The sequence below is a fragment of the Thermoplasmata archaeon genome (assembly GCA_038851035.1).
Lineage (GTDB): Archaea > Thermoplasmatota > DTKX01 > VGTL01 > VGTL01 > JAWCLH01.
Genome location: JAWCLH010000010.1, coordinates 45,279 through 71,913 on the forward strand (window position 1 = coordinate 45,279; position 26,635 = coordinate 71,913).

Here is a 26,635-nt window from a genome sequence, read left to right on the forward strand (position 1 = left end):
AGAAGGCAATTGAGGGTGAGGAGGGGATACATATCCCACACAACCGCATTCACAGGATCCTTAAAGAGAATGGACTGGCAAAAGATGAACCCAGGAAGCAGAGACGCCGGAAGTGGGTCCGGTATGAGAGGAAGCACAGCAACTCTCTCTGGCACCCTGACTGGGTCGAGATTGGGGGTGCGTATGTAATTCTTATAGAGGACGACGCTTCAAGGCTGCTTGTGGGCGCCGGCTCATATAAAAATGCCACCGCTCAGAATAGTCTAAGAGCCCTCAAAAAGGCGGTGGCAGCATATGGTAAGCCCAAACAGCTCATGACCGACCATGGAACACAATTCACATCCTTACCAAGAGAGAGCTGTGCGGAACCGGGATTGAACGAGTTCCAGAAATGGCTCGAGGAGAATGGGATAGCACATGTGAAGGCCAGGGTGAAGCATCCTCAATCCAACGGGAAAGTGAAGAAGGCGGCTGGAACCATGATGAGGCTCATCCGGCACTTCGGGAGGCTTGAGAGGGCATTAAGCTACTATAACTACAGAAGGCCGCACTGGAGCCTCAGGCTCGAGGAGTGCGAGACGCCGTTCCAGGCGTTCATCAGGAAGATGTGGCCTGTAAAGAGAAGGGCGTTCATCAGGGAGAACATCAAGATGGTTGCCAGATATGCCCCTGCCTATCTTATTGGAAGAGGGATTCACAGTAGAGAGGGGGTCTGGGACATGAACTCAAATCAACGAGAGGAACTTAATTCAGGACTCCACAGTCGCGCCTTCATCGGACAATTCTGACGGTTGTTCCGGATGTGCATATGAGAGAGGGAAATCGCTTGTCGTGGCTAACGAATGCACCGGAAAGCTCGACCTCCACGCCCGGGGCAAGACCATTCAGACTCTCTGGAGGGAGACCAGAGAACTCAACCTCGCACTCGCCCGTGCCGTCGAAGAGGCGCGCGAGCACTGTGCGGGCCCTCCCCCCGCCAGTGGAAGAAAAAAACGTGAGAACGCCCTGGACCGTGACCCTGTCCCCGGGATTGGTCAGATTGCGGAGCCCGCCGATTGTTGCGGGTGAGGGGGGTCGGGCGGCGGGCGTCTGCTCCACAACAATGAAGCCTTTCCTCCCGACATGGATTTCGGGGCCAAATGCCGTTTCCTTGAAAACTCCGGAAAGGACACGCAGGGTGACCCCGGGCGCTATTCCGAGCCGCTCGACAATTTCAGTCTCATCGCCCCAGAGGGTCAGCTGGAGCGAGGCGGTTTCGTCAGATACGGAGAGCTTCCGGACACGGCCCGTACCGGATGAACTTCGATACTCCCTTATCGGGCCGATACCATCTACGGTGCAACGGATAAAAACTGGAGTCCCGGGGCGGAGGTCTCTGAGGGGGGTGAAGGGCTGGCGGTTCAAACTCTCCTCATCTGCGATGAGACTGAGTAGGGCGGGCTCGTCTAAGAGGCCCTCAGTCTCCCTCCGCAGGAGTTCAAGCCTCGACTCGAGCTCCGCCCTTCCCAAGCGCTGCTCGAGAGCCTCTCTTAGCTTCTCCATCCGACCTCCAGCGAGCGACCAAGAACATCACTTTCGAATATCATTTTTTCGGATGGTGGGAAAAATAAAATGCAATTAACTAATTAAATTGATATAATATATTAATTAATATATTATTCATTTGATTATTCTTTGTTTATATAAATCATTTTAAATAATATCATTATATATATTATTGCATTTAATATTTTGGTTTTGCTTTTTTATACGCCTCTCTCAAAGCTCTGTCGTCAATGTGTGTATAGATTTGGGTTGTGGCAACGGAGGCGTGACCCAGTAGCTGCTGTATTATTCTTATGTCCGCTCCGCGCTTTAACAGAGCCGTTGCAAAGGTGTGACGAAGGACGTGAGGCGTGACAGTCTTTTTTATTCCTGCAAGCATGGCATACTTTTTCACCAGCTTTTCGACCCTTCTCTCGGTGATTCTCTTCCCTCGCGCGGAAATGAAGAGAGGGCCTGTGGAGACTGCTCTAGTGTCTAGGTAGTCTTTTAAAGCTTGGATGGTTTTTTCGTCGATGAGCGCTATCCTCCCCTTATCCCCCTTGCCGGATCTGACGTTTATCACGCCTTCAGAGAAGTCGATGTCCTCCACATCGAGGGCGCACAGCTCTCCCACCCGGAGGCCCGAGTAGCCGAGAGTCAGAAGTATTGCCGTATCCCTTTTATCCCCATGGGCTGCGGCAAGAAGGCACGACATCTCATCTTCCGTGAGGTATTTGGGTATTGGGAGCCCCCGCCTAGGGGGTTTTATCTTATCCCCAATATTCTTGCCTAGAAACTTAAAAAATGTCCGGAGTGCAATCGTGGCAACATAGAGGCTATTTTTAGAATATCTTCTGTCTACCGAGAGATATCTCCTATAGCTCTCGAGTTGCTCGAGGTCAAGTTCTTCAGCTGTCTTCTTGGACCACTCGAGGAAATTTTTGACATGGAATAGATACTGCCTAATGGTATAGCGAGATTTTTTCTCAGTGAGTAGATGATCCCTGAAGGCTTCAAGAATTCCCTGTCCAGGGCCAGCACAGCCGTCTCCGCTCTCGGAAGGATATGAAGGCGCCTGAGGTTCCTGAGGATAGGGGGCCATAAGAAGACCCGATGGGCGTATAATCCCAGTTATACGCCCTTATTGTTTCTATTATATATATATTTATCCATTATCTTGATGGTTTTAAGGCCTTAATTATGCTAAAAGTACATGATAGAGCCATTTATTCCCATCTCTGCGGCTCATAAGTGTATTTTGAAAAAATTATTAAGACTAGCTTTATTTTTTTTAGTCTATAAATTTATAGCATTAAGTAAATTAAGGATATCTTAATAATTGATGGATGATGGGTTATTCACCCACTCCTTTTCCTTGAATTTTGCGAATCAATGTTGGGTGGTTTATATATTAAATAAATTGCGTTGAGCTTTTCCATTGCTACCTCCCCCTCACGTTTGGATCAAGTCTCCCTGGTTATCGTTCATTCGGGGCATTTCCCAATGATAAATTATGTATATTTCCTCCCGAACTCTATTACTCTAATTTTTACTTGACATTTGTGCATTCTCTTCAGTTTCCATTATATATACTACTTTAAGTCGATTATTTTAACGGATGTATATACGTTAGTAAAAGCATTATGTTTTCTTGCTTTAAACGCGATTTGAATACATTAATTTACTTTTGGCTTTCTCCCTTTTCATTAATTTTTTGTCTTAAGGAGAATGGTTTTAAGGCCCAGTTACAAAGAGCCAGGTTATTAGAAGAACGCAATAAAAAATAAAAATATAGAGTAAAAAATAAAAATCAAATAAATAATTTAATATTGTATAAGGCATATTATATAATAAAGTGGTATATAATATTATGATTAATAATATCATGATTAATTATTTTATAATTTTTTTAATTTTAATAAATATAAATTAAAATTTTTTCACTTCTTTCTTTTTACAAATGAACATGGCTCTACTACTGTGCGTCCTGGATTCCTTTCCAACCACACTTTTACTGGGACCGAGAATTTTGATTCGATTTCCGTGCGATATATGGGGCCGGAGTTGTAGGCACAGAAAGGTATGATTCTTCCATCGGGAACAACGTAGTGGATGCAACACCTCCTAACCCGCTCGATGTCATAGTTGTAGGCGTCTTGGAAATGCATTCCCCCGATCATCAGAGCATTCCATGTGAATTTTGACAATGCTTTCTTATCGCCCGACGCGAACAGCGGCTTTAATAGCTTGATAATATCGAGGCCTTCGGGCACCTTCTCTTTAATCACATACTTTTTCTCGAGATTCTGGTAGAATTTTATGGCCTCTTTCGTTCGGGTGATGAAGGATGCCTTTTTGGTCTCCAACTCAGATGCAAGCTTTGCGACGTCCGCCAGGAGCTCCTTCACTCTGACGAACCTTGTTATCGGAACAATATTGGTCTTGTCTTTTTTCTCTACGAAAACAAATGTGCCGATTCCGCAGTGGGGGTGGGCACTGAAAGTGATCCGGGGCTTGTTTTTGATGAGCGATATCAGCTCCGATAGGTAGGACATCGCGGGGACCGTGTAGAAGTCTTCTGGCTCGATAATCCCAAGCTGCTCTTTGAGCGCTATCGCGAGGTCTGGGAGGGTGAATCTCTGCTTCTCAAGTTCTTTCTTTGAGATTCTTCCACTGAATGCTACGGGCTGGAAGTTGACCGCGTGAACGATATCTATGTTGTCGATTGCATATCTGACTATGTTCCCGATGTCGTGATCATTCACTCCCTTTATCACTGTGGGGACGAGGCATACTGTCATTTTCCGGCCCTTAGTCGCCCTAATGTTCTCCACGGCCTTCTTCTTGATTTCCAACATCTCGCACCCGCGAGTCTTCCGGTAAATGTCGTCGCTCATGCCATCGAACTGGAGATATACTGTGTGCAGGCCCGCATCCCGGCAGGCTTGCGTGAACTCCATGCTCTCGGCCATCTTTATTCCGTTGGTCGCGACCTGTATTTGCGCGAAGCCCAGCTCCGCAGCGTCTCTCACGATTTTGAGAAAGTCAGGATGTATCGTCGGCTCCCCGCCGGCGAACTGTATGGCCGAGCACGGCAAGGGCCTCTGTGCTCTAAGAATCTGCATCATCTTGTGGACCTCGTCGAAAGAGGGCTCGAAAACGTACCCGCTCGCGTTTGCGTTTGCGAAGCAGACGGGGCAGGTCAGGTTGCACCTGTTGGTTAGGTCGAGATTCGCAAGGACTGTGTGGGTTAGGTGAATTTTGCAGAGGCCGCAGTCCTCAGGGCAGACCGGATTCTCTTTGGTTATGAAGGGATTCTCGACACCGATACCGTCCACAGCGTATTGCTCGGCCTGCAGGTACATCCGTGCGTCTGACCAGACGACGTCCGAGAAGGGGCCGTGCTCCGGGCAGTTCTTCTCCATCACAGCTTTTCCGCCCCTCTCGATTATCCTGGCTGGGATAACCTTCCCGCACTCGGGGCATATCGAGCTTGTATCCTTGGGCAGGCCCCTCGTGAGCGTTGTGGGCCTAATCATCATTTGAAGTTCACCGGAGGGGAATTGGGTGGTCTTTACTTAACGGTTTTGTAGCGCGAGCTACTACAATTCTGACCGCACTCCGGGTCCTTTCCTTCTTCGGGCTCCTAGCCAGAGGGCGAGCGGAGCACCAATAGCGGCTAGTGTAACTGTCTCAAACCCAGGAATAAAACCTTTCGGCGCGCCGCCGGGCTTCGCGGGCGGGGGTCTTTTTATAATCGTCACATTCATGCTCGCCACGGAGCTGCTGCCCGAGTCGTCTGTCACATTGAGCGTCACCACGTAAGTGCCCGGGATTAGGAATGCGTAGTTTACGATGGAACCAAAGGCTTGGTTCCCGTCTCCGAAGAACCAGGTGTAGTTCACAATTCTCCCGTCGGCGTCCGAGGAGCGGGAGCCGTCGAAGAGGAGGGTGTCGAGTACGTAGCCCGTGGCATTGTTGCTGACGAGAGTGGCGATCGGGGGTCGGTTGTTGACAGTAACATTGAGCGTCGCTGATGAAACGGCCCCGTTGTCGTCAGTTACGCTCAGCCGGACCGTGTATACGCCCGGGTGGTAGAAGATGTGGGAGACTATGGCTCCTGAGGACTGTGTCCCGTCGCCAAAGTCCCATGTGTACAGGATAATCTCGCCGTCGGCGTCGTAGGAGGCTGCCCCGCTCAGCCAGACGGGCACGAGCGTCTCCGTGGTCACGTCCTCGTCCGTCCTGGCCGTCGGCGGTATGTTCAGGACATAGATCGTCTCGGTGGCGCTACCCGTGGCACCCCGGTTGTCCCTGACGGTCAGCAGAACGACGTATATCCCCGGCCGCGCGTACCTGTGAAAGACCTCAAGACCGCTCCCTAGCTCCCCGTCGCCAAAGCTCCAGGTATAGCCGTCCTCCGGGATTGTCCCGTCCACGTCCGAGGAGCCCGCGGCGCTAAGCCTGACGAGCTGGTTGGTGAACACGGTGGTCGGGGCGGCTGTGAGGACCGCCCGAGGCCGAATGTTGGGCGGTATTTCTGGAGTAATCGTCAGGTTGATGGTGGCTCTCGAGAATGCCCCCTGGTCATCCGTGACGGTCAGCGTCACAATGAATAGCTTCGCGCTCTTTTCCTTGTGTGAGTAGACATGCGTCACCAGTGGGGAGAAGGATCCCGTGCCATCCCCGAAGTCCCATGTGTAGTTGACTATAGTGCCGTCGGGGTCGTAGGAGGAAGTACCGTCGAGCGTGATGGGTTTCCCGCTCTCCTGAACGCTCGCGGAGGGGTAGATGACCGCTACTGGAGGCTTATTCTCCCCCCGCCTCACCGTCACCTCTTTCGAGACCGAGGCTTTAGCCCCGAGGTCGTCCACCACCGTCAGTGTTACGGTGTAACTCCCTGGGGCGGAATAGCGGTGGTTCGTCCTCGCGAGGGAGAGATAGGAGGAGGTCCCGTCCCCCCAGACCCACTCGTACCTCCGGATGAACCCGGGGGCCGGGTCGTAGGACGCGGATGCGTCGAACTCGATGTGGTCCGATGTCGTGGGCTCGGTGGGCTGGTACGTGAACTCGGCCACTGGCGGCGGGTTGTACTTGATCACTGTTACATTACGGAAGAAACTGTTCGTGCCACCATCGTCGTCTATCACGAGGAGGCTGACGCGGAATGTGTTGTTGGCTGTGTAGACGTGCTCCACCACCTCGCCCTCCCCGAATGAGCCGTCCCCGAAGTTCCAGCTGTAGGTTGTTATCGAACCATCCCTATCGTAGGAGCCGCTGGCGTTGAAGACCACCGTTTCGCCTTCGGAGGGGGTGGGTGGGGAGAAGCTGAAGAGGGCCACCGGGGGTGTATTCCTGACGGTGACGTTGAAGGTGTGGGACGCGGTGGCGCCGTCGTCGTCCCGGACCGTGAGGGTCACGGAGTAGGTTCCCCTCTTTGTCCACGAGATGATGACCTCCGGGCCGAAGAGCAGCTGGCCCCCGCCGAGCTCCCAGGTGAAGTTGACGAGATAGCCGTCCATGTCGTGGCACTGGCTCGCGTTCAGGCTCACGTTCTGCAGGGTGTCCACGATGATATCGGGGAAGAATGCGTAGGGGGGGCGGTTGAGGACGGTTACGGTGAAGCTGTCGCGGGCGGTGGCCCCGTCGTTGTCCGTCACTATCAGGACGACCCTGTAGACGCCGTTGTTGGTGTAGAAGTGGTGGGTGAAAGCGCTGCTCGAGAAGCCCCCATCGCCGAAGTCCCAGGAATAATTCACGATGAGGCCATCGGGGTCGAAGGACCGGGTGGCGTCGAAGGTTATGTTCTCGTACGTGAGCACGATTGTATCCAGTCCAGCGACGGCGGTGGGGGGTATGTTGCCGACGCGAACAGTGGTCTTTGCCGAGCCGATTGCCCCGTCGTCGTCAACGACCACGAGGGTTACCTCGTAGGAGCCGTTGGCTACGTCGAACCTGTGCGTGGTTTTCACGCCGTATTCCTTCCCCCCTCCGGGGAATATCCATGTGTAGTTGGAGATATAGCCATCCAGATCATATGATTTGTAGCCGTCGAAGGTGATGCTCTCGGAGGTGTTTATATGATTGGTGGAGACATTTATCTTCGCCACGGGCTCCCTGTTGAAGACGGTTATGTAGATTGTGGTTGAGTTGGTCGCGCCGTCGTCGTCGGTCACGGTCAGCTGGACGGGGTAGATGCCATCCTGCTTGTAGACCGTGGTGACCTTCTTGCCGTTCAGCGTGGTCCCGTTGTGAAGAGTCCACTTGGCGGCGGTGATGTATCCGTCGAGGTCGGTGGAGTTTGCTGAGTCGAGAGTGACGATGTCGAGGGTCTGGACAAGCTGGTCGTAGGCGACCGCAATGGGCGCTCTATTGTAGATGGTAATCTGAATTTCGTCTGTGTCTGTTCCGCCGGCGTCGTCCGTGACGAGGAGCGTCACATTATATACCCCGTCATTACTCCAAAAGTGGCTGGCCTCCCAGCCCCTCGAGTCGTTCCCGTCGTCGAAGCTCCAGAAGCAGGCTGTGATATTGCCATCGGGGTCGCTGGAGTTGTAGGCGAGGAAGGTGATGTCCTGGAAGGTGAGGGCGCTGGCGCTTACATTCTGCGGCAGGGTGATTCTGGCCGTGGGGGCAAGGTTGATGAATACCTGCGCCCGGGCGGAGTTGTTGGTCTCGTTCTCCTCCGATATCGAGTTAGTTGGGTCGACGACCACGTATATCCAGTGGTATCCATTAGAGACGCCGACGGTGCTCCAGTTCACCCTCGCAACGCCGGAACCGTTGGAGGGGACGTTGTCAATTATCTGGTCAGAGCCTATGGTCGTGCCACCGCCCGAGGGGTCCCCGTCGTAGAACCTAACCCTAACGGATGTGGCATTGGCCCCGCCCATGTTCCAGACCGTAGCGTTTATCTGGATCGTCTCGTTGAGCAGGGGCTTGTTCTTCGAGAATGCTATGTCTTCCTCGCTCAGGGTCAGGTCCGGGGCTGCCCTTTCACCACGCGCCGCGGGCGTTATGAATGGAAAAAGAAGCTGCCCCGCAAGAGCCATGCACAAAATCGCCGCAACGCTTCTTTCATACATGCAGTCTCCACTCCGGTGCGTCCCGGCTTTATATACACAACAATCAATATAAATCCCTTTCTATGAATATATTCTTGTATAATTGAAACAGTGGAGCAGAATTTAAAAGGAATTCGGGAATGGGCAATGGATGGTCCTGGTACATTGACGAGCCCGGCTGGGGCCTCCCACCTCTCAAAAGATTTAATGGGGGGTTCGGTGTTGTGTTGTCTGGATGAGGGTTGGGGACTTTGCCTGCATAGACCCTTCACGCGAGGAGAGGACCGGCGTGCCGGAGGTGGTCTTGGCGGAGGGGAAGAGCGTTGAGCAGGTGGCTTCGATCGCTAGGGCAATGCTGGAGAGAACCGGGAGGGCCATAGTCACAAGGGCGTCCCCTGCCGTGATTAGATACCTAAGAAAGATGACTCTCCGGGGCGGCATCTCAGGAGCTTGCGAGGTCCACGAGGCCGCTCAGGTGGTAGTCCTGAAGAGAGATGGGTTCAAGCCACCAAAGAAGGCTGGGGTCGTCGGTGTTCTCTCCGCGGGCACCTCCGACTTTAGGGTCGCGGAGGAGGCCCGGGTCATTGCACAGGAGCTGGGGTGCAGAGTGGTCGTGGCCCACGATGTCGGCGTCGCGGGCGTCCACAGAGCGTTCGAGGCTCTGGAAAAGATGAGGAGGGAGGGGGTGGACGTCTATGTTGTGGTCGCGGGGAGGGAGGGGGCCCTTCCAACACTTGTCGCGGGCATGGTCGACGCACCCGTTATAGGGGTTCCGGTCTCGACGGGGTACGGTATTGCTAGGGGAGGTAGGTCTGCTCTCTACGCGATGCTCCAGTCCTGCGCTCCCCTTGTTGTTGTGAATATAGACGCGGGCTTCATCGCCGGGGCGGTTGCTTCCCAGATAGCCCGTGTGAGAGGGCGGGGGAGAGGGGCCAGCGGGGGAGGTGGAAGGGGCAGTGAAATAGATTCGGAGCGGCGTGGCCGGACAAGCTCGGCACGCTCGGGCGGGCGGCGGGACCCGAGGAGGTTCGGAAAAAAAGAGAAGAAATGGGTCGAGGAAGGGGGTTCCTAAATGCGGGATGACGAGCAGGCTAGGGCGAAGGCGCGCAGGGCTGAGCTCGAGAGCGCGGAGAGGAAGTTCGGGGAGCTAGTGGCGAAGAGGGACGAGTTCAATAGGCTGGCGGAGGTGGCGAGGGAGGAGAGGAACGCCCTCAACAAGCGTAAGCGGGAGCTACTGGACCTGGTCCAAAAGCTGAAGCAGGAGAGGGACGAGCATGTCAGGCTCCTCAGAGAGCACAAGAGGCTCAGGGACAGGCTGCACGAGGAGGCCAGGGAGCTGCTGAAGCAGAAGAGGGCTCGCGGGGGAAAGGTCTATCCGGACCTGCCTCGGGAGGCGGCCGCGAAGAAGGCCGAGATCGAGATTCTGGACCTAAAGCAGCAGACCCAGGTTCTCACGCTGGAGGAGGAGAAGGAGCTCATAAAGGACATAAAAAAAAGGATGGAGGAGCTCCGCAGACTCGAGGTCGAGCTCCAGCAGCAGGACAGGGTGAGGGTGGAGCTGGGTGAGATGGACGCCAACCTCGACGAGCTTTTCAAGAAAGCTGACGAAGAGCACGCGCTGGTCGTCAAGCACTACGGTGAGGCGCAGCAGCTCCACGAGAGGATGATAAAGCTCATAGAGGACTGCTCCGCCCTTCACAACGAGGCCGACAAGAAGCATAAATTATTCCTTGAGATGAAGGAGAGAGCGGACGCACTCCACAAAAAGGCTGTGGAGATGAGAGAGAAAATCCTGAGCCTGAGAAGCGAGAGGAGGCTGCAGGCGCGCGAGGCCCGGCGAATAATCGAGGAGCAGAACAGACTCGCGAGAGAGGCGCTCCTCGACCCGGAGCGTGTTGAGAAGAAGAGGGAGGAAGCGTTCGAGCAACTCATGAAGAGGGGGAGGATATCCCTCTAGCCGGGCCTGGGCTGGAGCGCCCTCCCTCCCCCCACCCTTCCCACCGGCGCCTTGTGACCTTGTGATTCTCATCACTGAATTTCTTTAGATATCCCTTTAGAGAAGGGCATGTGGAGAATACCAGGCCCCGAACAACACACTCTTTTCTGAGTCCGTCCAGTAATAAATAGACTCAGCTCAGGGGTTTTCACTCGATGCTCCGGGGAAGGAGCCTCCTAACCCTTTTCCTCGGCGGCGCCGGGCAGAGGTGGGGGTGCGGCTTTTCAATGTGCCTCAGACATCCTTTTACATAGGGCCGGGGCCTCGCCGCTCTGCATAGACGCCTCGGCGTTCGCGGGCGCGCAACCACATCCCGTCTTGGGCCACCGATATGGAGCTCCTCTTCCCTAATGGCCCTCCTCTCCTCCTCGGCTTCGATGTGGTTCAACGAGGGAGGCTTCTTAGAGAGAACATAGAGCTTATTTCTATAGATGAGAAATGGCGGTGGGGGTTTGCTGTCAGCGCCGCTCTCGCTCTCTTTCGACCCGGCCATTTTCCTCCCGTATAGCTTAGCCTGTTCATCCTATATAAATAATTGGAATTCGGCGCCTCGGCGCCCGCCTGCCCCTGGCGCCCTAGTAGGAGCGGTGTTCCAGGACGCCCCCGGAGGTCTGCGCCCGGGCTCAGAACTCCGCAAGATGCCGTTCGAAATCGGCAACGAAGAGCCTCCCGCCCCTCCGGAGCACTCCAGAGCCCTCGGCCATTAGCAGCCCCCCCTGCCCCCTAAAGTCCCCAGGATATTTCTTGTCGATTTCGTCGCCCGGCTTCGGGGTGCGAAAGTAGGGGATTGCTACATTTCCAGGGCGAGGCGAGCTCGGCCGCTGCCTCCGTTGCGATGCGCGCGAATATGCCTGCGGTTATGAGGCCGCCGATTGTGGCCCCGCGCTTGTTCGGGAGCGCGGCTCTGAGCTGGTTGATGGTGGCGAGCTTTCCCTCAGGAACCCTCTTCATGAGCTCGTCCACTTTGATGGGGGCGGGAATGACGACGGTGTCACCCCTCCTGGTCCCCCACCGGCCGGCCATTGTCCCGGTTCTCCTGACCACCTTCGGCAGGCCTCCACTGTCGTGGAGCTTTTCCTGCCGGGAGCTTCTGGGCCTAGAATCGCCTCTCTGGAAGCATGAGTGAATTACTTGACTATAAAATCCGGGCTTGGAATTCCCCATCTTCAGTCAAAGACGGAGTGCTTCACCCATCTAGCCCGCTGCTACCTTCGACCAGGGTTCCATTGATTTCGAAATCCCCCTTTTCCGCGGCACCTATCAACCATACATAGGCGAAAAGCTCCTCACCAACCTCCGGAACCCTTCCCTGAATGACCCTCCGAGTGGCTACGATAGGGGGCATGAGGGGAGGGCTGGAATTTATCAGAGGCCCGGCGAAGACATGGCCCCTCTCTCCCCATATTTCCACCTCTCTTCTTTCCACAACCGGCATCAGACCCGCATAGTCGTCTATTGCCGCGCCCTTGAGCGGAAAAATAATTGAGGCCTCTTTTGTCGTGATATAGTCATGCGGAATACCCAGCTCCCTCCTCCCCTCCTCGGAGAGGCGAAGTAAAACTTCCTTGACTGGCTGGATGGTGTAGGCCAGCGCAGAGAAGTGAAGGTTCGACTCCTTCTTTATCCTCCCTCTATGAAGATAGAAGAAGGGGTCGAAGACGGTGAGACTCATGTCCTTCAGATTCAAGCGGAGCCAGCCCTCGATCAGGTTCTTCCACTGATTTATCTCGGTTATCGTCGCCTTTGAGGCGGAATATATATCGGGGAGGGGGAAGGCCGTCCATAGGGAGGCATTGACCCAAATGGTCATCGTCCTACCCGTGTCGCCCTCAGATATTATTCCCCAAGTGTCGTTCTCCATCCTCCGCCGGTGCTCGATGTTGTACCCGAACTACCTGACCCTTCCTGGGCTCTTCCCCCCGCTCTCTAGAATTTCCTCGATTGAGCGTTTTACTCTTTCAAAGTCGTCGGTGACGCAGCGCTAGTGGGACCCGTGGGGGCACCCCTTTGTTTTTTCACCGTTGAAAAGTCGTCCTTTCTTCCGAGAAAATTCAGTATACCCAGGTCACCACCTCCGATGTCATTTTTTCTCCGGTATCACTCCCCAAACATCCTCGCTCCTCTCTCGAAGCGGGCTCAACACGGCTTGCAACCGCCTTATGTTCTATCATACTTTTACCCCCCTACAAAGGAGTGGAGACCGGCGGGGAGGAAAGAGACCAGAACAGTACATATACTAAGTAGGCAGGCGGTCAATGCCAGCCACCGCGCCAGCGTCTTCCTCCCCTCGATTCGCGCCCCGAGCGCGCCCGTCAGCGCCAGAAAGAGAAGGAGCATTGCGGTCTCTTTGGGGTCCCAGGACCAGGGCGAGCCCCAGGCCGACCAGGCCCAGAGCATACCAGTCACGAGGCCAAGAAGGACCAGCAACCAAGCCGCCACCCCGGCGAGAACGGCGCGCCTCCGGGGTATTTTGAGGAAAAGTAGGACGGTATATGCGAAGGTCATCACATGGCCCGCAATCGCTATGGGCGGGTGCACGAAGAGCATAACCGAGTCGAGCTCGTGCGGCAACCTCAGCCCCCTCCCCTCCATCCGCTTCCGCCCTCATGGCCCATGAGGCCCCGGAGGAATCTGAAATCGGTCCCGATGCTGATGGCGTGGATTATCACCATTACGAGCGCCACGAGCGTGGCGATTCTGTGAATCCAGCGCCAGCCCCCCGCCCCGAGTATTCTGGTCATCCATCTCCTCAGCAGCCCGTTGACCGAGGCCACGCCCATCCATATCGCGGATGCCCAGCCTAGCAGAATGTAGAAGTTCCATGAAACTGAGCTGTAGGGTCCAAGGACGAGTAGCGCACCATGGTAAACTGCTAGCGCTAGAAGGAATAAGGATATCGCGCAGTGCAGCCTCACCCTCACCCTCCCGCCCCTCCTGACGAAGCCGAGGGCGAGCGACGCAATCAGGAGCAGAAGCGAGAGAATTCCCGTCGCCCTGCCCGCGAGCCTGAGGGGGCTCCCTGAGCCTCCGGGGCCGGAGGGGGGTGGGACCACCCTCACCGCTATCCCCATCGCATCAGGCGAGCCCGTGGCGTTCTTCCATGAGAGGGTGAGAAGACCGTTGCCCATCGTCCCGCCGCCCCGCAACGCTCTAGCGCCCAGCACCGCCTCCTCCCCTGCGTCGAGCGCCCCGGGCGAGAATTCAATATCCACCACTCTCTCGAGACCTGGGGGCAGGGTCACCTTGAGTTCTGTGACAGGCGAGAGGGCCCTGAGTCTCAGCTCCCTCAGGGCCTTCGAGCCAGCCTCGAGCTTGAGCTCCCCACATGAAGCGACGAGAGAGACCGGTCTCACGGAGACGGCGCGTGGCTCGACGACCGCCCAGAGGCCCTCGTCGCCCGAGCCGACGTCGATGTGGGTGTAATGGAGCCGGCAGAGGAAGGTCACATTGACCATCAGCACTCCGGTCTCATTTCCAGTGTCGACGCGCCAACTTGCCCGGAGCCGCCCGCCGGTGTCGTTGAGGCCTCCGAGGGAGAGCTGGGGGAATTCGCCGGTGCCTAGCCCACCGGGGCCGGAGAGAGAGACCGCCGCCTTCGCTCCCCTGAGCTCGTAGCCCCCGGCATGGGAGACAGTCAGGTTCACCGTGAAATGGCTCCCCGGGGGCCATACAGGGGGGCACTCTATTTCAACTCCGGGCGGTGTCAGGACGTAGCCCCCGGCCGGGCTGCCGCCCGAGTGGCAGCTCCCGCACCTCGTCGCGGCCGGCGAGAAGGCGGAGGCTGCAATGGCGCTTAGGAGGAGGCCCGCGGCGACGGCGAGAATTCCGGCGTTCGGCCATCGCATCAGCCCACCTCCCGCTTCTCCCCCTTTTCCTCTTCCACTCTTCTCTCCATCCTCTCCTCTGGCTTCCCCTTCCGCTTTTTCCTTTCCTTTTCACCGGCGCGCGCGGGCCGCTCGCGCCCGCCCGCGAGCGCGTAAACGATTCCGAGGGAGCCGGCGAAGAGAATGGCAAGTCCAACGAGGGCGGGAGGAGCCCCCACTTCCTGGGCCGCTGTCGAGGCGGCGGAGGCCTCCACGAGAATGGTCACGGCGACACGGGCCTCACGGGCCCCGTCGCTGACGGTCAGGGTGACGATATAGGCCCCGGTCCTTGCGTATGTGTGCCTGACGATTGGGTCGGTCGTGAGGAGGGTCGCGGAGCCGTCTCCGAAGCTCCAGAGAAAGCTCAGAGGGTCACCCTCTGGGTCCCAGGAGGGCCCCGCGTTAAAGGTCGCCTCCCTCCCTGCAACAACCCTGTTTCCTTCTATAAAGAACGCCGCCACGGGGGGCAGGTTGGCGGGCGTGGGTGGCGGCTCCTCTAAGTAAATTTTGAAGGGGGGAGAGACCTGCTCCACGGTCCCGTTCCAATCGTCGGAGGCCCTGATTATCAGGACCGCCGCCCCAGCGTGGACCCCGGGGACAGTCCATAGATAGCTCCCGTTGGGCTCGAGCCCTGCAGCAACGGGCTCCTCGCCCGCGCCCGGCGAGGGCCTGAAATCGATTCGAACCGTCACTTTCCCATGCCCTCCGGACGCACTCCATGAGAGCTCCACCACGTCCCCCTCCTCGAGCTCGCTGCCCTCGGGGGGAAAGGAGGCCGCGAGAGAAAGGGGCGGCGCAATTGAGAATGGCGAGGACAAAGAGCTCGCGCTCCGGCCAGCGCCATCCATTACCGTGGCGCACAGCACGCATGTATCAGACACGAGCTCTGGAGCGGGTAGCTCGAGAGTGCCGGAGGCTGGGAGGCCCGACACCAGCTCCTGAAACGGCCCTTCTGTGCCGTTGCCGGAGATGGATAGCGACGTGCTCAGATTCCCCTCCCCGCCCCAGGCGCTCCAGCTGACGTTGATTGTGTCGCTCCAGTAATACCTCTCCCAGCTCGAGGGAGAGAGCAGGGCGATTTCGGGCCTAACGCCTCCGGTGGCTCCGGTTGTGAATGACCACGCAAAGGTTCTAGCCATGTAGTTTCCGGGCTCCGAGAGATCCTTGACTTCAGTGCCCAGCTCGCACTCATACAGCGTCTCGGGGTGCAGAGGCTCGTGGGCGACGCTCATTGTAATGCTGTCCGGGCTCCACGAGAAGGACATTCCGCCCGGGCTTGGTAGCGTCTTGAGCGCAAGCTCGGCGCTCGCGCGGTGCACCGGCTCGGAGAATCGGACGATGAGCGGCGAGCCCGCGCTGACGTTGACTGCGCCGTCGGGTGGCAGAACATCGAGCACCGACGGTGGCGTGGAGTCGATTGCGAAGGGTCCTCCCGGCGGGCTCCAGAAGCCAAGCCCCTCCCTGTCCTTTATGAAAGCCCTGAGCCTCGCGGCCTCCGCGTTGATTCGGGGTAGGGTCCAAACAAGGCTGCGCTGGAGGGCGGGGGCGGAGCCGATACTCTCGTTGGAGTGAACGAAGCCGTCGGTTGAGAAAAAGATTTGCACCGTGCACCCCTCCAACTCCTCGTCACTGCAGTTCCATGTGACGGTCCAGGCGCTCCCCCCGCTCAGCCTTCTCCCCTCGAGCTCCGCCCCAAGCGCAATTGAGGGCGGAGAGTTTTGTGCGGGAGCCTCCACGACGATTTCAGGCGGTGGGGAATATGAGTCTGTGAAGCGACATTCGAAGTGAGGGTTCACGGCCTGCGCGGTGATGATAAAGGCGTCCGTCCCGCTCTTTGCAGCGGTGATTTCCCACGAAGCCTTCGCGGTGGCCCCGCGCGCGAGGCTCCCGAGCTCGACCGTAGGGACCGCTACCCTGAACCTCCCGTCCCTCGAGCGGAGGGTCGCGGAGACGCCCTCCAGGGTCCCGTACTCGGCCTTGCTGCACTCGTTCCTTATGACAATGGTCACGTTGCGCGGACTGCTAGCGTCGAGGCTGGAGGGAATCGATTCCTCAGCGGCGCCCTCGACGATGTCCAAGTACTGCCAGTAACCGCCGCCGTGGCACTCGGCGCAGGGGTTGTCGGACTTCGGCGCCATCTGAGGCGCCAGCGAGGCCACCACCAGTAGCGCGAGCGCGACGGAGATGATGATGACTGTTGCTTTGCGCATTAATTTTGGGTAAAGACTTTGGAGTTAATTAAACTATCAGGGTGTTTACTATCCCGTAATTTCCCAGTGAGGCGCACCCCGGAAGTTGCCGGCTTGTTCCAATCGCAGCCGCCCTTATGCCCGCGCGGGGCTCACCGGAAGGCGAGCTCTCTATACCAGAGCAATGCCCTCGCTCCCCCACCCTCCCCGCGGCCGGCGCCACCGCCAACTCGCAATTCCTCACTCCCCCTCGCCGGGACATTCGGTCCCTTCGCTATCCTTGCCCCACTGCTCTGTATCCCCGGCTTCCAGCTCTGCCTCCGAGTATTTCTCAATTAAAGAGATTGTCTCCCGCAGCACCTCCTCCTTCTTAGCCATATCCATGAGCGCACCTGTGATGAGACCATCCCTCTCGAGCCTGGCCGAGACCTCCCATCCTATCTCGGCGAGGCAGCCCGTCAGGAGGAGCTTCCCGGGCGCCGCAACGAATATCTCCAGTATATTTTTCGTGTGGTTCGCCGAGACTTTGATGACTGTACGCCTCCTCCCCTCCTGCGTGACGCCGTAGAACCAGGCCTCGCGTATGGTCCCAGTATCGTCGACGAATTCACGAACGGGTCTTAGCAGCCTCTCGCGAAACACTTCCTTCGCTATGGCATAGGACCGCTCTATATTCCGGACATAATAGATTTTGCTGTCCTGCTGCGTCAGCTCTTCGCTGATGAGCCGGCGCAGCATGGCTGTGTTGATGTTCTCGTCAGTGTAGAAAAGGGGACAGATCACCTCAACCTTCTTCTTTTTCAGGAGATCGGACTGGAGGTTCCCTTCCGCGTCCTTATAGCGCACCACCCCCTCAATGAAGCCCTCGGTGCATATCAGTGGCTCCAGATAGAGCGCAACCGTTTTTTCACGCCCGGGTTCACGAGCCCGAAGTCGAACTTTCCCTTCTTCATCGGGTACTCCGGCTCAACCTTAACTAGCCTGAAAACATTTTCATCATAAATGGGTTCGAACTCCACACCGGTGATGACTGAGCTCGATGCGTTCCTTACTGCAACCTTAACCTTGATGTATCCCTGGAAGAACTCCACCGCGGAGTGCATCTCGATCGTCTCCTTTCTGGATGGCGGTGCGAGCTCCGAGACCGCGTCGAAGAGGGGCAGGAGCATTTTCTTCACACCTGTGAAGGGCGCCAGGACGCCGTCCCATGTTTCGACCAGGGCAGAGTACTGAGCCTCGATGTTCCGGAGGACATCCCTCATGATTTCGCGATATTCGCCCGGGGGGTGGCCCTTGACCACAACTGCCAGGAATATTTTCTTCCCCCTCTCGAGTATGATTTCAACGTCCCCATACTGCAGGCTCCCCAGCTCGCCCTCCTCCGCCAGCGACTCTTTCACGAAGTGCTGAATCGCCGTCAACATTCCTATGAGCAGCTCCGGGACCCTCGGCGAGATTCGGCGAGTGTCATGAGCGATGAGGCGACCATCGCGATAGACAAGGAAAACCTCCTCAACGACGAATCCCATCGCGCCTGTGGTTCTTACCGCCTTTCTTTCCACAGGCGAGAGCGCCACTCCACGGTGTTCCACAGGGCTCGACGCTGTATGGACCTCCCCCGCGGGGGAAAGAGGTAACTGGGCGCCTCCTTCCGGTGCCCTGCCCCTCGCTCTCTCGAACCTCCCCCAGCCCAGGACGGCCAATACGAGGGTGAGGCAGAGGAGAAGGAGCACTGCCGCACCGACGAGGGGACCGTAATCGGAGAACCAGCCCGTCGTGGCCACGGACCTCTCCAGAATTCTGATCTCCACCGTCTGATTGTCAGAGGTGTAGAAGTCACTGACGCGGAGCGTCACGATGTATTTCCCCGCTTTCAGGTATTTATGCGTGGCTCTCGGGCTGTCTGCGCCCGTGCCGTCCCCGAACTCCCAGTGGTAGCTCAGGTTATCGTCGGGGTCGGGGTCAGAGGAGCCAGTGGCGTCAAAAGTCACATTTTCCCTCACCCTGAAACGCTCCTGGTGGATGGGGAGGGAAATGCAGGCGCTCGGGGGCCTATTCTGGTTCAGCACTGTCACGATCCAAGTGTAGTTGAGCTCGGCACCAGTAGTGTGCATCGAGACCGTCACATTGTGCTCCCCCGCGTCCGTGTAGGAGGGCTGGAAGGTGAAAGAGGAGCCTTCCTCCCCGGCCCGTAGAGCGCCATCGAGGAGCCATCGATACTCCAAGGGGCGCTTGAGGGGGTCGCGAACCTCTATCGCGAAGGTCAGGCTGGAGTTCTCCGCGAGCTGAATTCGGGCGGCTGGCTCCACGGAAACGAGCTCGATCCCGTACCTGTTCCTGAAGCTCACGTTTCCCATCGCGAGCTCGGAGTAGGATTTCCCGTCCCACGCCCTCGCAATAATTTTGTAGGGTCCGTCATCGAAGCACGTGGTGTCTATCCTGAGGCTACAAGATTGGTTTACGTCAGCCTCGAGCCACTCCCCGCCGTCTATCTGAACAAAAACGGTGATGGTGTCCAGGAACTCTATATCGCTGGCATTGCCCGAGATGGTGACCATGCCCGAGAGGGTCTCTCCCTCCGCAAGATGGTTTATGGAGACCCTAGGGGGGTAGTTCACAGCCCCTCTTCTCAGAGAGAATCCGTCGGAGGTGACGTAGTCCGACCAGAGGCCCGTGCCATTCATGGCCCTGGCGATGAAGTAGTACTTGAGCACATAAATGAGCGTCAGGTTGCGCACCGTGACGCTGCTCTCGCTGGTCTCCGTGAAGGGAACTATGCTTGGTGAATTCTTTGATGTCCCTAGACCATACTCGTATTTTATCACCCATGACTCCTCATCGGTGAAGGCCAGAATGGCGTAGAGGCTGGTCGTGTCCGAGGTCTCGGCACCGTCGTCGATTACCAGACCTACAGGGGGAGTGGTGTCAACGGTGAACTCCATGAATTCCGACCATGGGCCCCAGGCCCAGTCGTCGTTCGCCTTCGCCCTCCACAGATATGTTTTCTCGCTCGCAAGCTTGTAGGGGACAGGGACCGTGTAGCTCGCCTCCTCTCCGGAGGTGTAATTGATAGCGGTCCAGCCCGCCGCATTTGCGAACTGGTGCGTCCTGTGGATGGGGGCGGTAGCTCCCTTATAGTATACCTCGAGCTCGAACCATATCGTTCCCCCGTCTGGGTCCGTGGTACGCAGCGTGAATGTGGGAGTAGGGGTGGTAATGTATATGCAATTCTCTGGAGAAAGGAGGTTCGGGGCCAGCGGAGGGGAGTTGAAAACATAGGCGATCGTGAGGTTGCTCAGCTGGACTACGCCCTTCGCCTTAGACCTCACTCTGATCGGAATCTCAACCAGCCCCTGCGCATCGCTCTTGGCGGCCTCGACCGCCGCGCTCAGAGCGTCTGTAAAGCAGACACGGCACGGGGCTGCACCGAGGGTCCCGTTAAGCCTCCACTCGGCCGTCCCGTCGGCCCCGATGTCCACGGAGCAGTTCTCAGGATTGTGCCAGACGGTGACATCGCCACTAATGTCCGTGAGCACGGGAGTCCCGTTGGGGGCCGAGGTTGGTGCCACGAAGCTTACGTTATAAATCAGGCTCGAGTCCTCTCCAGTGAAGTTGAGCGGGGCGCCGTTGGATAGCTGCGAGAAGGTCTGCTGGCCGGAAGCGAGCCTTGCGCCGATGGTCACATTGAAACCGGTCCTGGGGATACTGAAGTTCCACCTCAGCGCCGCGGACTGCACCACGCCGCCGAATCTCATCACGGGCGATGTCATGTAGCCGTTGGGATAGTACTGGTCAGTCCAGAAAAAGTCAAAGTCCGCGGTGTGGCCCCTCCCTGAGTTCCCATCCATCACTGCCAGCCCCACCTGAAGGGGCGGTGAGCCGGAGAAGGTCTTGCTCAGATTTGCGGCACTGAAGAGCGTCCAGTTTTCGCCGTTCACTGAATAGTGGAATCGCCAGGTTCCGGAGCCGATTTTCTCTATCTGGAGCCATACGCTCACGTTGCTGAGCGATGTGTTGACCTGTGTGGACACCCCCCCGGTCGTGCTCACCCTAATTATCCCGGGGCCCTCGGGGAGCATTCCGTATGAGAATTCTATCCACTCTATGCTCCTGGTGAACACCACGATGCCCGCTCTCTGTAGGGGGTGCGAGGGGGCGCTGGTGAGCCTGGTGATGACCCTCCAGCCATAGCCGCCCGACATGTTCTGCCAGAGGAGGCTCCCGTTTGTCTGGCTTCCCCAGAATGTGGTGTTGCTGCTGGCGACCACCCTGAGGTGGCCGGGGACCTGATTGCCCACGTCGTACGGTGCGGGTGGGTTGAGCCACCTCCACCTCTGGTCCAGCTCCCCTACATCGAAGCCGTCGTCGTAGGGCTTTGCTAGAGTTACGTTCCCCGGCGTGGTGTTGATATCCAGGCGGTAAATGGGGCTGAACTCCTCAAAATCGGCTTTCTCCGTATGGACGAAGCTCTCATTCTACGTATTGGGGCCGCCGCTCACGTCCATCTCCGCGCTGAGGATGGATATCCTCTTAGGGAGACGGAGCGAGATCCGCTGGTCCCCCGGCAGCGAGAATACCAAATTTGCCTCACTCGAGCCGTCGGAGAATGTCTTCAGCTCGACCCTCTTCTGGCTCTCGGTTTTGCCTCCGCTCGGGGAAGGCACAAGAGCCGTAAGCATCACCGCAACTATCATTATTGCTCCTGTTGCAGCACAGGGGCGTGGAGACATATACCTTGACCGGACACACAATTATTTTCATAATTATTTAAATTCTTGGAAATTCTTGGCACCGGGGGCTGGGAAACTCCTCTTTAAAATCTCTCTAGATAGGTTTCCCTCTCCCAAGAGTGCACGACCCTCCTGAACTCGGTCCACTCTGCCTTCTTAGACTCTAAAAATTTATTGAACGCATGCTCACCGAGCACCTTCCTCGCGATCGTGCCTTTTTCCATCGCGCGTAGGGCATCGCCGAGAGAGCCGGGCAGGGCGCTGATTCCGTACTTCTCGATTTCCTCGGGCGTGAGTTTGAAGGCGTCCTTCTCTATCGGCTCAGGGGGTTCTATTTTTTCCTCGATACCCCTCAGGCCAGCCTCGAGCATGACGGCGAAGGCGAAGTATGGGTTGCAGGTCGGGTCGGGGCAGCGGAGCTCGCATCTCGTCGAGGCCTCCCGCCCGGGCGTGAACTGTGGAACCCTGATTAGGGCGGATCTGTTCAGGGAGCCCCAGCACTTCAGGTTGGGCGCCTCGAAGCCCGGTATCAGCCGCTTGTAGGAGTTGATGGTCGGCGCGAGAAGGGCGATTATTTCGTCTATATAGTGCAACTGTCCCCCGATAAACCAGCGCGCGATTTTCGATAGCCTGTAGGGGTGGGAGGCGTCGTAAAAAAGGTACTCTCCGTCGGTTGACCAGAGGCTCTGGTGGCAGTGCATCCCGGAGCCGTTCATCCCCTCCACGGGCTTGGGCATGAAGGTCGCGATGAGCCCCTTCTGTCCCGCTGCGATTTTGATTATCTCCTTGGCTGTGATGACGTTGTCTGCCGTAGTCAGGGCTTCAGCATACTTGATGTCTATCTCGTGCTGGCTGGCCGCGACCTCGTGGTGGCCTGCCTCGCATGCGATTCCGTAGCCGCGCAGGAGCCTGATGATCTCGGCGCGGATGTCGGAGGCAAGGTCCTTGACCACGTTGTCGAAGTAGCCGCCCCTGTCCAAAAAGTCAATTCCGCTGGGGCTGTTCTTGAATATGAAGAACTCGATCTCCGGACCGACAAAATACCTGTAGCCGAGCTCCGCCGCCCTCTCGAGCTCCTTCCTGAGAATCAAGCGCGGGTCTCCAGGGAAGGGTTTGAGGTCGTGGCCGTGTATATAGCAGATGAGCCGGGCGGTGGTCGGGTGGTAGGGCACTATCGCGAATGTGGCTGGGTCGGGGAAAAGGCGGGCGTCGCTCTCCATCGTGCGGGCCCCACCCTGTATCGAGGAGAGGTCGAGGCACACACCAGTCTCAAGGGCGTCGGCGAGCCTCTCCGCCGGAATCTCCACACATTTTATGAGGCCGTTGATATCCGTGAACTGAAGTCTGACAAGCTCCACACCCTTTTCCTTGATGGTCGCGAGCATCTCCGGCTTCTCCAACCTCCCACCCCGGCCAGTGAGTATATCCATTTAGTTTGATAAATATTTATCAATAACAAACACGATTGAGAGTTCGTGAGGAAATCGGTCTTCGCACTGTCGGTTATCATCGCGCTTGCGCTCACGTGCGCGGGCGCGCTGCCCACCCGAGAATTGACGACGCACTGGTCGGCACCCCGGAAGTGTAGCGAAGGGCACGCGCAAGCGGGGGAAGCGGTCGGGGTGAGGGGGTGTGGAGAGGAATTTGGTCCCCCCTCGCACGACTCGGAGACCAGCAGCCCCGGAGGCACGCTGGCAATATTCCTACACTGCAACATCACCGAATCATCGGTGTCGCTGAACGCGAGCGCCGCGGACCAGCTCGTGGTCCTGACCGGAAAGGTAACGGTTGACTACATTAATGTTCTAGCTGTCAGCGTCTCGCTGAGGAGCTCCGTGGACCTCGGTTGGCCGTCAGCGGTTCAGCCGACTGAGATGAGCTTCAACGCTCCGGGCTCCCTCCCCTTCACAGTGAATGTTACGGTTCCCGGGGGAACCCAGAACAGGAGCGCCGTTCTGACGGTGAGGGCGACCGCGACGATTCAGGGCCTGCCCTCGGACAGCGACCAGGATACGGCGACCATCGAGGTCGGGTTGACAGCACAGCTCCCGGTGGTCCCCCCCACCGAGCCCCAACCCCGGAGTGAGGGCGAGGTCAGGCTGCTGAATATGCCCGCGATCGTCGCCGGCATCTCGCTACTCGCAGTCATCGGTGCATTTCTGGCACTCAGATTCAGACACCCGAAAGGGCGTGGTGGCAAAGCGAGACCGCAGGGAAAGCTGGAGGGCGGGAGGCCGAGCTAGGTCCGGCTGGGATTCTCCAACCCCCACACCTCCGTCTGGTGAAGGCTGTGGGCCCGGCGCGGGTCCGACTATTTGGCCACGAAAAGATGGTACTTCTGGTTCGGGTCAGAGAGCTCGAGCTCGATTCTTCGCACAATGTGCTTCTCTGGGTGATGAAGTGCCGGTATCCTTTTCTTTATATCCTCGAAGCTCTCGAAGGGCTTTTTCTTCCTCTCTTCGAGAATGGCCCACATCATCTTCTTGCCCAAGCCGGGAAGGAGCTCGAGCATGTGGAATCTGGTGCTGATCGGCTGCGATTCGTTGTAGAAGCGCACGAAGCGCGGCTCCTGCTTTTTAACGATTTCGGCTATGATGAAGGGCAGCTCACTCTGGGCGGTATTGGTGATTTCCGAATAGGATACCCTCCTTTTCACATGGAGAATCTTGTCGCGCTTCTCGAGGTCTTTGCCGATGTAGATGTAGTCGCCGATGTTCAGGGTCACGTCGGGCTTAATGGCGAGCTCTAGAATCTTGAACTCGTTCTCCCCCAGAGCGTAAGCTAGGGGCTCGCGCTTGAACTTCCGGGCGTCGGGATGGCCCTGTGCTAAATAATCTAATACATAAGCGTAGTCTTCCAAGGAGGTCCCTCCGGGGTTCAAACAAATTTCTTTACAGCCTCCAGAATTGCGTTGGTCTCTTCTGGGGTGAGGGGGTGCCTCTCCTTGGCAAAAATCACCCTCACATCGTCCGGGGTGGCGGGAAGAATCTCGATGATTTTGTAGGCGAGGGCCTCGGAGATGTGCGGGTTCTTGCAGAGCTCCGCCTTCAACTTCTCGGAGTCCTCTACGCTGAGCTTGGAGAAGAGCTGCGCGTGGCTCAGCGCGAGCTTTTGCTCGTAGCCGAGCTCTCTCTTCTTGCTCTCCTCCTCAAGCATCCGCAGCGCTTCTGCCAGCGAAATAAATCTTCCCTCTTCCGTCAATTCCCCGCCCCCTCAGCACTTCCTCAGGTGCTCCGGTCCAGCCAAAAGGGTCTTCCGCTTCCTTCCTTCGATAATCTCCACAAGATAAGCCCTTCCCTGCCTCCCCACGACCCTCCCCGTCTTGCCCTGGTACCTCGGGTGGGGCATACCGTCATGGACTCTCCCGTCTAAGTGAATCGAGGCCCTGTCGCCGACCTCCAGCTCTTGGAGAGAACGGGTCACCGGGGGCATCCCCCTGCTCCTCGGTTTAACCCTCAGGGTCCTCCTCGTCTTCACCCTGAAGCCCTTCGACGCCTTCACCATCCCCACTGCCTCCGGTACTGAGCACGTCCAGCTCCCTCACTAAGCACCCGACCCCGAGCGCCTCCGAGACGCTGGGCCGGGTCCTCCCCCCGTCGCCGCTGATGAGCTCTTTGATGTAGAGCCCGGCCTCTGCCGTTATGCGGAACCTGTCCGGGCCCTCGACCCGGAACTCCAGCACCCTCCGCACGCGGGTGAGATCAGCGCGCCTGTGGGAGACCCTCAAGGGCGTCCTCTGCTGGACCTCCAGGCCGGTGAAAGTCCTCTCCAGTAATTTAAGCTTTTCCTCGGGCACTGGAGAGGAGAATTCGACCGTAGCCAGATAGCACTTCGGGACCCGCGATTCCTTCAGCCCCCTGACCTCCTCCATCGAGGACGGGCGGAGGCCCGAGACCTCCACGCGGCCGGCCGCGAGGCGGTTGATCTCTTCCTGGAGGGCAACTAGGTCGAGAGCTCTCCTCACAGGCTCCCGGACCTCGAGTACGAATGGCCTGCCCCCGCCGAGCATCCGGGCGTCGATGTCCTCCCTGCCCATCCCGTGGAGGGCGTGGGAGCTTCCCCCGGCGGCCCTCATCACGGGGCCCGCGATCAGCTCCTCGACGGAGGTCTGGTACATCCTTCCAGTTCCGCCACACCGCGCGCAGCCCTTCCCCCGGCAGGCTCGGCAGGGCCACCGAGTCTGCGGTATCCCCCTCTCGAGCTTCCTGTATCGGCCGTAGATGAAGAGGGGCGCGAGCTGTATCTCGACACTCCCGAAAGCTATGTCCACGATAATCGTCACATCCGGGCTATCGAAGTCCACCGTTTTTCCAGTGAGCGCCTCCAGCCTCTTCCCGAGCTCGCGGTTGACCTCTTGCTTGAGGTGCTCTGGGTATCCGAGCCGCTCCTCGAGCTCGAGAGTAGAGGCCTCTTGCTTCGAGCCCACGAGGAATGTGGAGAACTCATACGGCGCCATTTTTCGCGCGGCGGCGCGGGCAATTCCGTCGAGCTCGTCGAAGATATTGTCGCAGATGGGGCAGAACACGGCGGGCTCGCTCCGCGCACCTGCGGCGGCCAGCGCCAAGCGAATAGCGCGGCCCCTCTCCGAATTCGTCGCCTGCTGGACGCGGGCGAAGCGCCTGCCCAAGCAATGGTCGCAGAGGCCTTGAGGCAGGGAGCGGGCGACGGCAAGAATCTCCTCTGTCGGCTCGAAGCTCATCGAGGGATAATGGGAGGGACGAATATATAACGGCGCGGCTGTCCTTCCGCGTCCCCGGGAGACTATTTAACCACCCCTTTTACCAATTGCTTAGCAATTGAATATCAATCTCTCTCAATCCTCCACCATCCAGCTCGGAGTGCTCGCCCGGCCACCACCGGTTCCGTCTCAGATGCGAACTCGATGTGCGAGCCCCTTGTCGACGACCTGACGGTCCATGCCGGAGCTACCCATACCGATGACAATATTGAGCTCAACCTCTACCGCAACAGGAGGCAGGTGGAAAGTAGGGACGGTTATACCGGCTCCTCAGGGGGCGATATATAGATTTCGAACAAGCCAGTCCGGGAGCTACAGACTCGGGCTCTGGTCGAGGGTGATAGGCCAGATAGTTTTCCCGAGGGAGTGGGGGCTCCCGGAGCTCCGGCGAGCGCTCTCGGTCTCGCCCGGCGAGGGGGATTGCGAAAGCTGGGCCAGGGACTTCCTTCCCATTGAGTCGAAGGCACTATGTAGCGGCTGCGGCAGGGAGGTCGCGCCGGAGCTTGAGAGGTGCCCGCACTGAAGGGAGAG

The 26,635-nt window shown here is 57.6% G+C and carries 24 protein-coding genes; 6 read left to right on the forward strand and 18 right to left on the reverse strand.

Features of this window, described 5'->3' with window-relative positions; genetic code table 11:
• On the forward strand, window positions 1-788 hold a 788-nt coding region (locus tag QW379_04755; protein ID MEM2869715.1), incomplete at its 5' end, for a DDE-type integrase/transposase/recombinase.
• On the opposite strand, the gene QW379_04760 is transcribed toward QW379_04755, so the two are convergent.
• The 4 genes from QW379_04760 to QW379_04775 form a co-directional block, all read right to left on the reverse strand.
• Window positions 772-1,542, reverse strand: coding sequence for a hypothetical protein (locus QW379_04760; GenBank protein ID MEM2869716.1), 771 nt, complete (start codon window positions 1,540-1,542; stop codon window positions 772-774). The two genes, QW379_04755 and QW379_04760, sit on opposite strands and share 17 nt — an antisense overlap.
• A gap of 181 nt (window positions 1,543-1,723) precedes the next feature.
• Window positions 1,724-2,626, reverse strand: coding sequence for a tyrosine-type recombinase/integrase (locus tag QW379_04765; protein ID MEM2869717.1), 903 nt, complete (start codon window positions 2,624-2,626; stop codon window positions 1,724-1,726).
• An 838-nt stretch (window positions 2,627-3,464) separates the two neighbouring features.
• A complete protein-coding gene (locus tag QW379_04770; GenBank protein MEM2869718.1) occupies window positions 3,465-5,066 on the reverse strand; it encodes a radical SAM protein in 1,602 nt (533 codons plus the stop codon).
• Between the two features lie 60 nt (window positions 5,067-5,126).
• Window positions 5,127-8,609 carry a PKD domain-containing protein gene (locus QW379_04775; GenBank protein MEM2869719.1) on the reverse strand — a complete coding sequence of 1,161 codons (3,483 nt, stop codon included), beginning with the start codon at window positions 8,607-8,609 and terminating at the stop codon, window positions 5,127-5,129.
• A gap of 214 nt (window positions 8,610-8,823) precedes the next feature.
• Here QW379_04775 and larB point away from each other — a divergent pair, with 214 nt between their 5' ends.
• The gene (gene larB / locus QW379_04780) at window positions 8,824-9,660 is read left to right on the forward strand and encodes a nickel pincer cofactor biosynthesis protein LarB (GenBank protein MEM2869720.1); all 837 of its coding nucleotides are present in this window, start codon (window positions 8,824-8,826) and stop codon (window positions 9,658-9,660) included.
• The gene (locus tag QW379_04785; GenBank protein ID MEM2869721.1) at window positions 9,661-10,545 is read left to right on the forward strand and encodes a hypothetical protein; all 885 of its coding nucleotides are present in this window, start codon (window positions 9,661-9,663) and stop codon (window positions 10,543-10,545) included.
• A 187-nt stretch (window positions 10,546-10,732) separates the two neighbouring features.
• Here the strand turns inward: QW379_04785 and QW379_04790 are convergent, their stop codons facing one another.
• From QW379_04790 to QW379_04835, 10 genes are all read right to left on the reverse strand, one after another.
• On the reverse strand, window positions 10,733-11,077 hold the full coding sequence (locus tag QW379_04790; GenBank protein ID MEM2869722.1) for a hypothetical protein: 345 nt from the start codon (window positions 11,075-11,077) through the stop codon (window positions 10,733-10,735).
• A 230-nt stretch (window positions 11,078-11,307) separates the two neighbouring features.
• Window positions 11,308-11,628: a hypothetical protein gene (locus QW379_04795; GenBank protein MEM2869723.1), complete on the reverse strand. Its 321-nt coding sequence runs from the start codon at window positions 11,626-11,628 to the stop codon at window positions 11,308-11,310.
• Between the two features lie 142 nt (window positions 11,629-11,770).
• Window positions 11,771-12,445, reverse strand: coding sequence for a hypothetical protein (locus QW379_04800; GenBank protein ID MEM2869724.1), 675 nt, complete (start codon window positions 12,443-12,445; stop codon window positions 11,771-11,773).
• 314 nt (window positions 12,446-12,759) lie between these two features.
• Window positions 12,760-13,176 carry a cytochrome c biogenesis protein CcsA gene (gene ccsA / locus QW379_04805; GenBank protein ID MEM2869725.1) on the reverse strand — a complete coding sequence of 139 codons (417 nt, stop codon included), beginning with the start codon at window positions 13,174-13,176 and terminating at the stop codon, window positions 12,760-12,762.
• On the reverse strand, window positions 13,158-14,429 hold the full coding sequence (locus QW379_04810; GenBank protein ID MEM2869726.1) for a hypothetical protein: 1,272 nt from the start codon (window positions 14,427-14,429) through the stop codon (window positions 13,158-13,160). The genes ccsA and QW379_04810 overlap by 19 nt, the downstream gene beginning before the upstream one ends.
• Window positions 14,429-16,657: a PKD domain-containing protein gene (locus tag QW379_04815; GenBank protein MEM2869727.1), complete on the reverse strand. Its 2,229-nt coding sequence runs from the start codon at window positions 16,655-16,657 to the stop codon at window positions 14,429-14,431. The genes QW379_04810 and QW379_04815 overlap by 1 nt, the downstream gene beginning before the upstream one ends.
• 219 nt (window positions 16,658-16,876) lie before the next feature.
• Window positions 16,877-17,485 carry a hypothetical protein gene (locus tag QW379_04820; GenBank protein MEM2869728.1) on the reverse strand — a complete coding sequence of 203 codons (609 nt, stop codon included), beginning with the start codon at window positions 17,483-17,485 and terminating at the stop codon, window positions 16,877-16,879.
• Window positions 17,486-17,511: 26 nt separating this feature from the next.
• A complete protein-coding gene (locus tag QW379_04825; protein MEM2869729.1) occupies window positions 17,512-21,060 on the reverse strand; it encodes a PKD domain-containing protein in 3,549 nt (1,182 codons plus the stop codon).
• A gap of 51 nt (window positions 21,061-21,111) precedes the next feature.
• Window positions 21,112-21,366, reverse strand: a complete 255-nt coding sequence (locus QW379_04830) for a hypothetical protein (GenBank protein ID MEM2869730.1) — start codon at window positions 21,364-21,366, stop codon at window positions 21,112-21,114.
• Between the two features lie 83 nt (window positions 21,367-21,449).
• A complete protein-coding gene (locus QW379_04835) occupies window positions 21,450-22,796 on the reverse strand; it encodes a glutamine synthetase family protein (GenBank protein MEM2869731.1) in 1,347 nt (448 codons plus the stop codon).
• 45 nt (window positions 22,797-22,841) lie between these two features.
• Between QW379_04835 and QW379_04840 the strand changes: the two genes are divergently transcribed.
• Complete coding sequence (locus tag QW379_04840) at window positions 22,842-23,609, forward strand: hypothetical protein (protein ID MEM2869732.1); 768 nt, start codon at window positions 22,842-22,844, stop codon at window positions 23,607-23,609.
• A 68-nt stretch (window positions 23,610-23,677) separates the two neighbouring features.
• On the opposite strand, the gene QW379_04845 is transcribed toward QW379_04840, so the two are convergent.
• From QW379_04845 to QW379_04860, 4 genes are read right to left on the reverse strand one after another with little or no spacing between them, the layout of a single operon-like run.
• A complete protein-coding gene (locus tag QW379_04845; GenBank protein MEM2869733.1) occupies window positions 23,678-24,226 on the reverse strand; it encodes a DUF655 domain-containing protein in 549 nt (182 codons plus the stop codon).
• A 17-nt stretch (window positions 24,227-24,243) separates the two neighbouring features.
• Entirely contained in the window at window positions 24,244-24,522 is a 279-nt protein-coding gene (locus QW379_04850) for an RNA polymerase Rpb4 family protein (GenBank protein MEM2869734.1), read from the reverse strand.
• A 57-nt stretch (window positions 24,523-24,579) separates the two neighbouring features.
• Complete coding sequence (locus tag QW379_04855; protein MEM2869735.1) at window positions 24,580-24,870, reverse strand: 50S ribosomal protein L21e; 291 nt, start codon at window positions 24,868-24,870, stop codon at window positions 24,580-24,582.
• Window positions 24,815-26,065: a tRNA pseudouridine(54/55) synthase Pus10 gene (locus QW379_04860; GenBank protein ID MEM2869736.1), complete on the reverse strand. Its 1,251-nt coding sequence runs from the start codon at window positions 26,063-26,065 to the stop codon at window positions 24,815-24,817. The genes QW379_04855 and QW379_04860 overlap by 56 nt, the downstream gene beginning before the upstream one ends.
• A gap of 183 nt (window positions 26,066-26,248) precedes the next feature.
• On the opposite strand from QW379_04860, the gene QW379_04865 reads away from it, so the two are divergent.
• The gene (locus tag QW379_04865; GenBank protein MEM2869737.1) at window positions 26,249-26,392 is read left to right on the forward strand and encodes a hypothetical protein; all 144 of its coding nucleotides are present in this window, start codon (window positions 26,249-26,251) and stop codon (window positions 26,390-26,392) included.
• 49 nt (window positions 26,393-26,441) lie between these two features.
• Entirely contained in the window at window positions 26,442-26,627 is a 186-nt protein-coding gene (locus QW379_04870; protein ID MEM2869738.1) for a hypothetical protein, read from the forward strand.
• The last annotated feature ends 8 nt before the right edge of the window (window positions 26,628-26,635 follow it).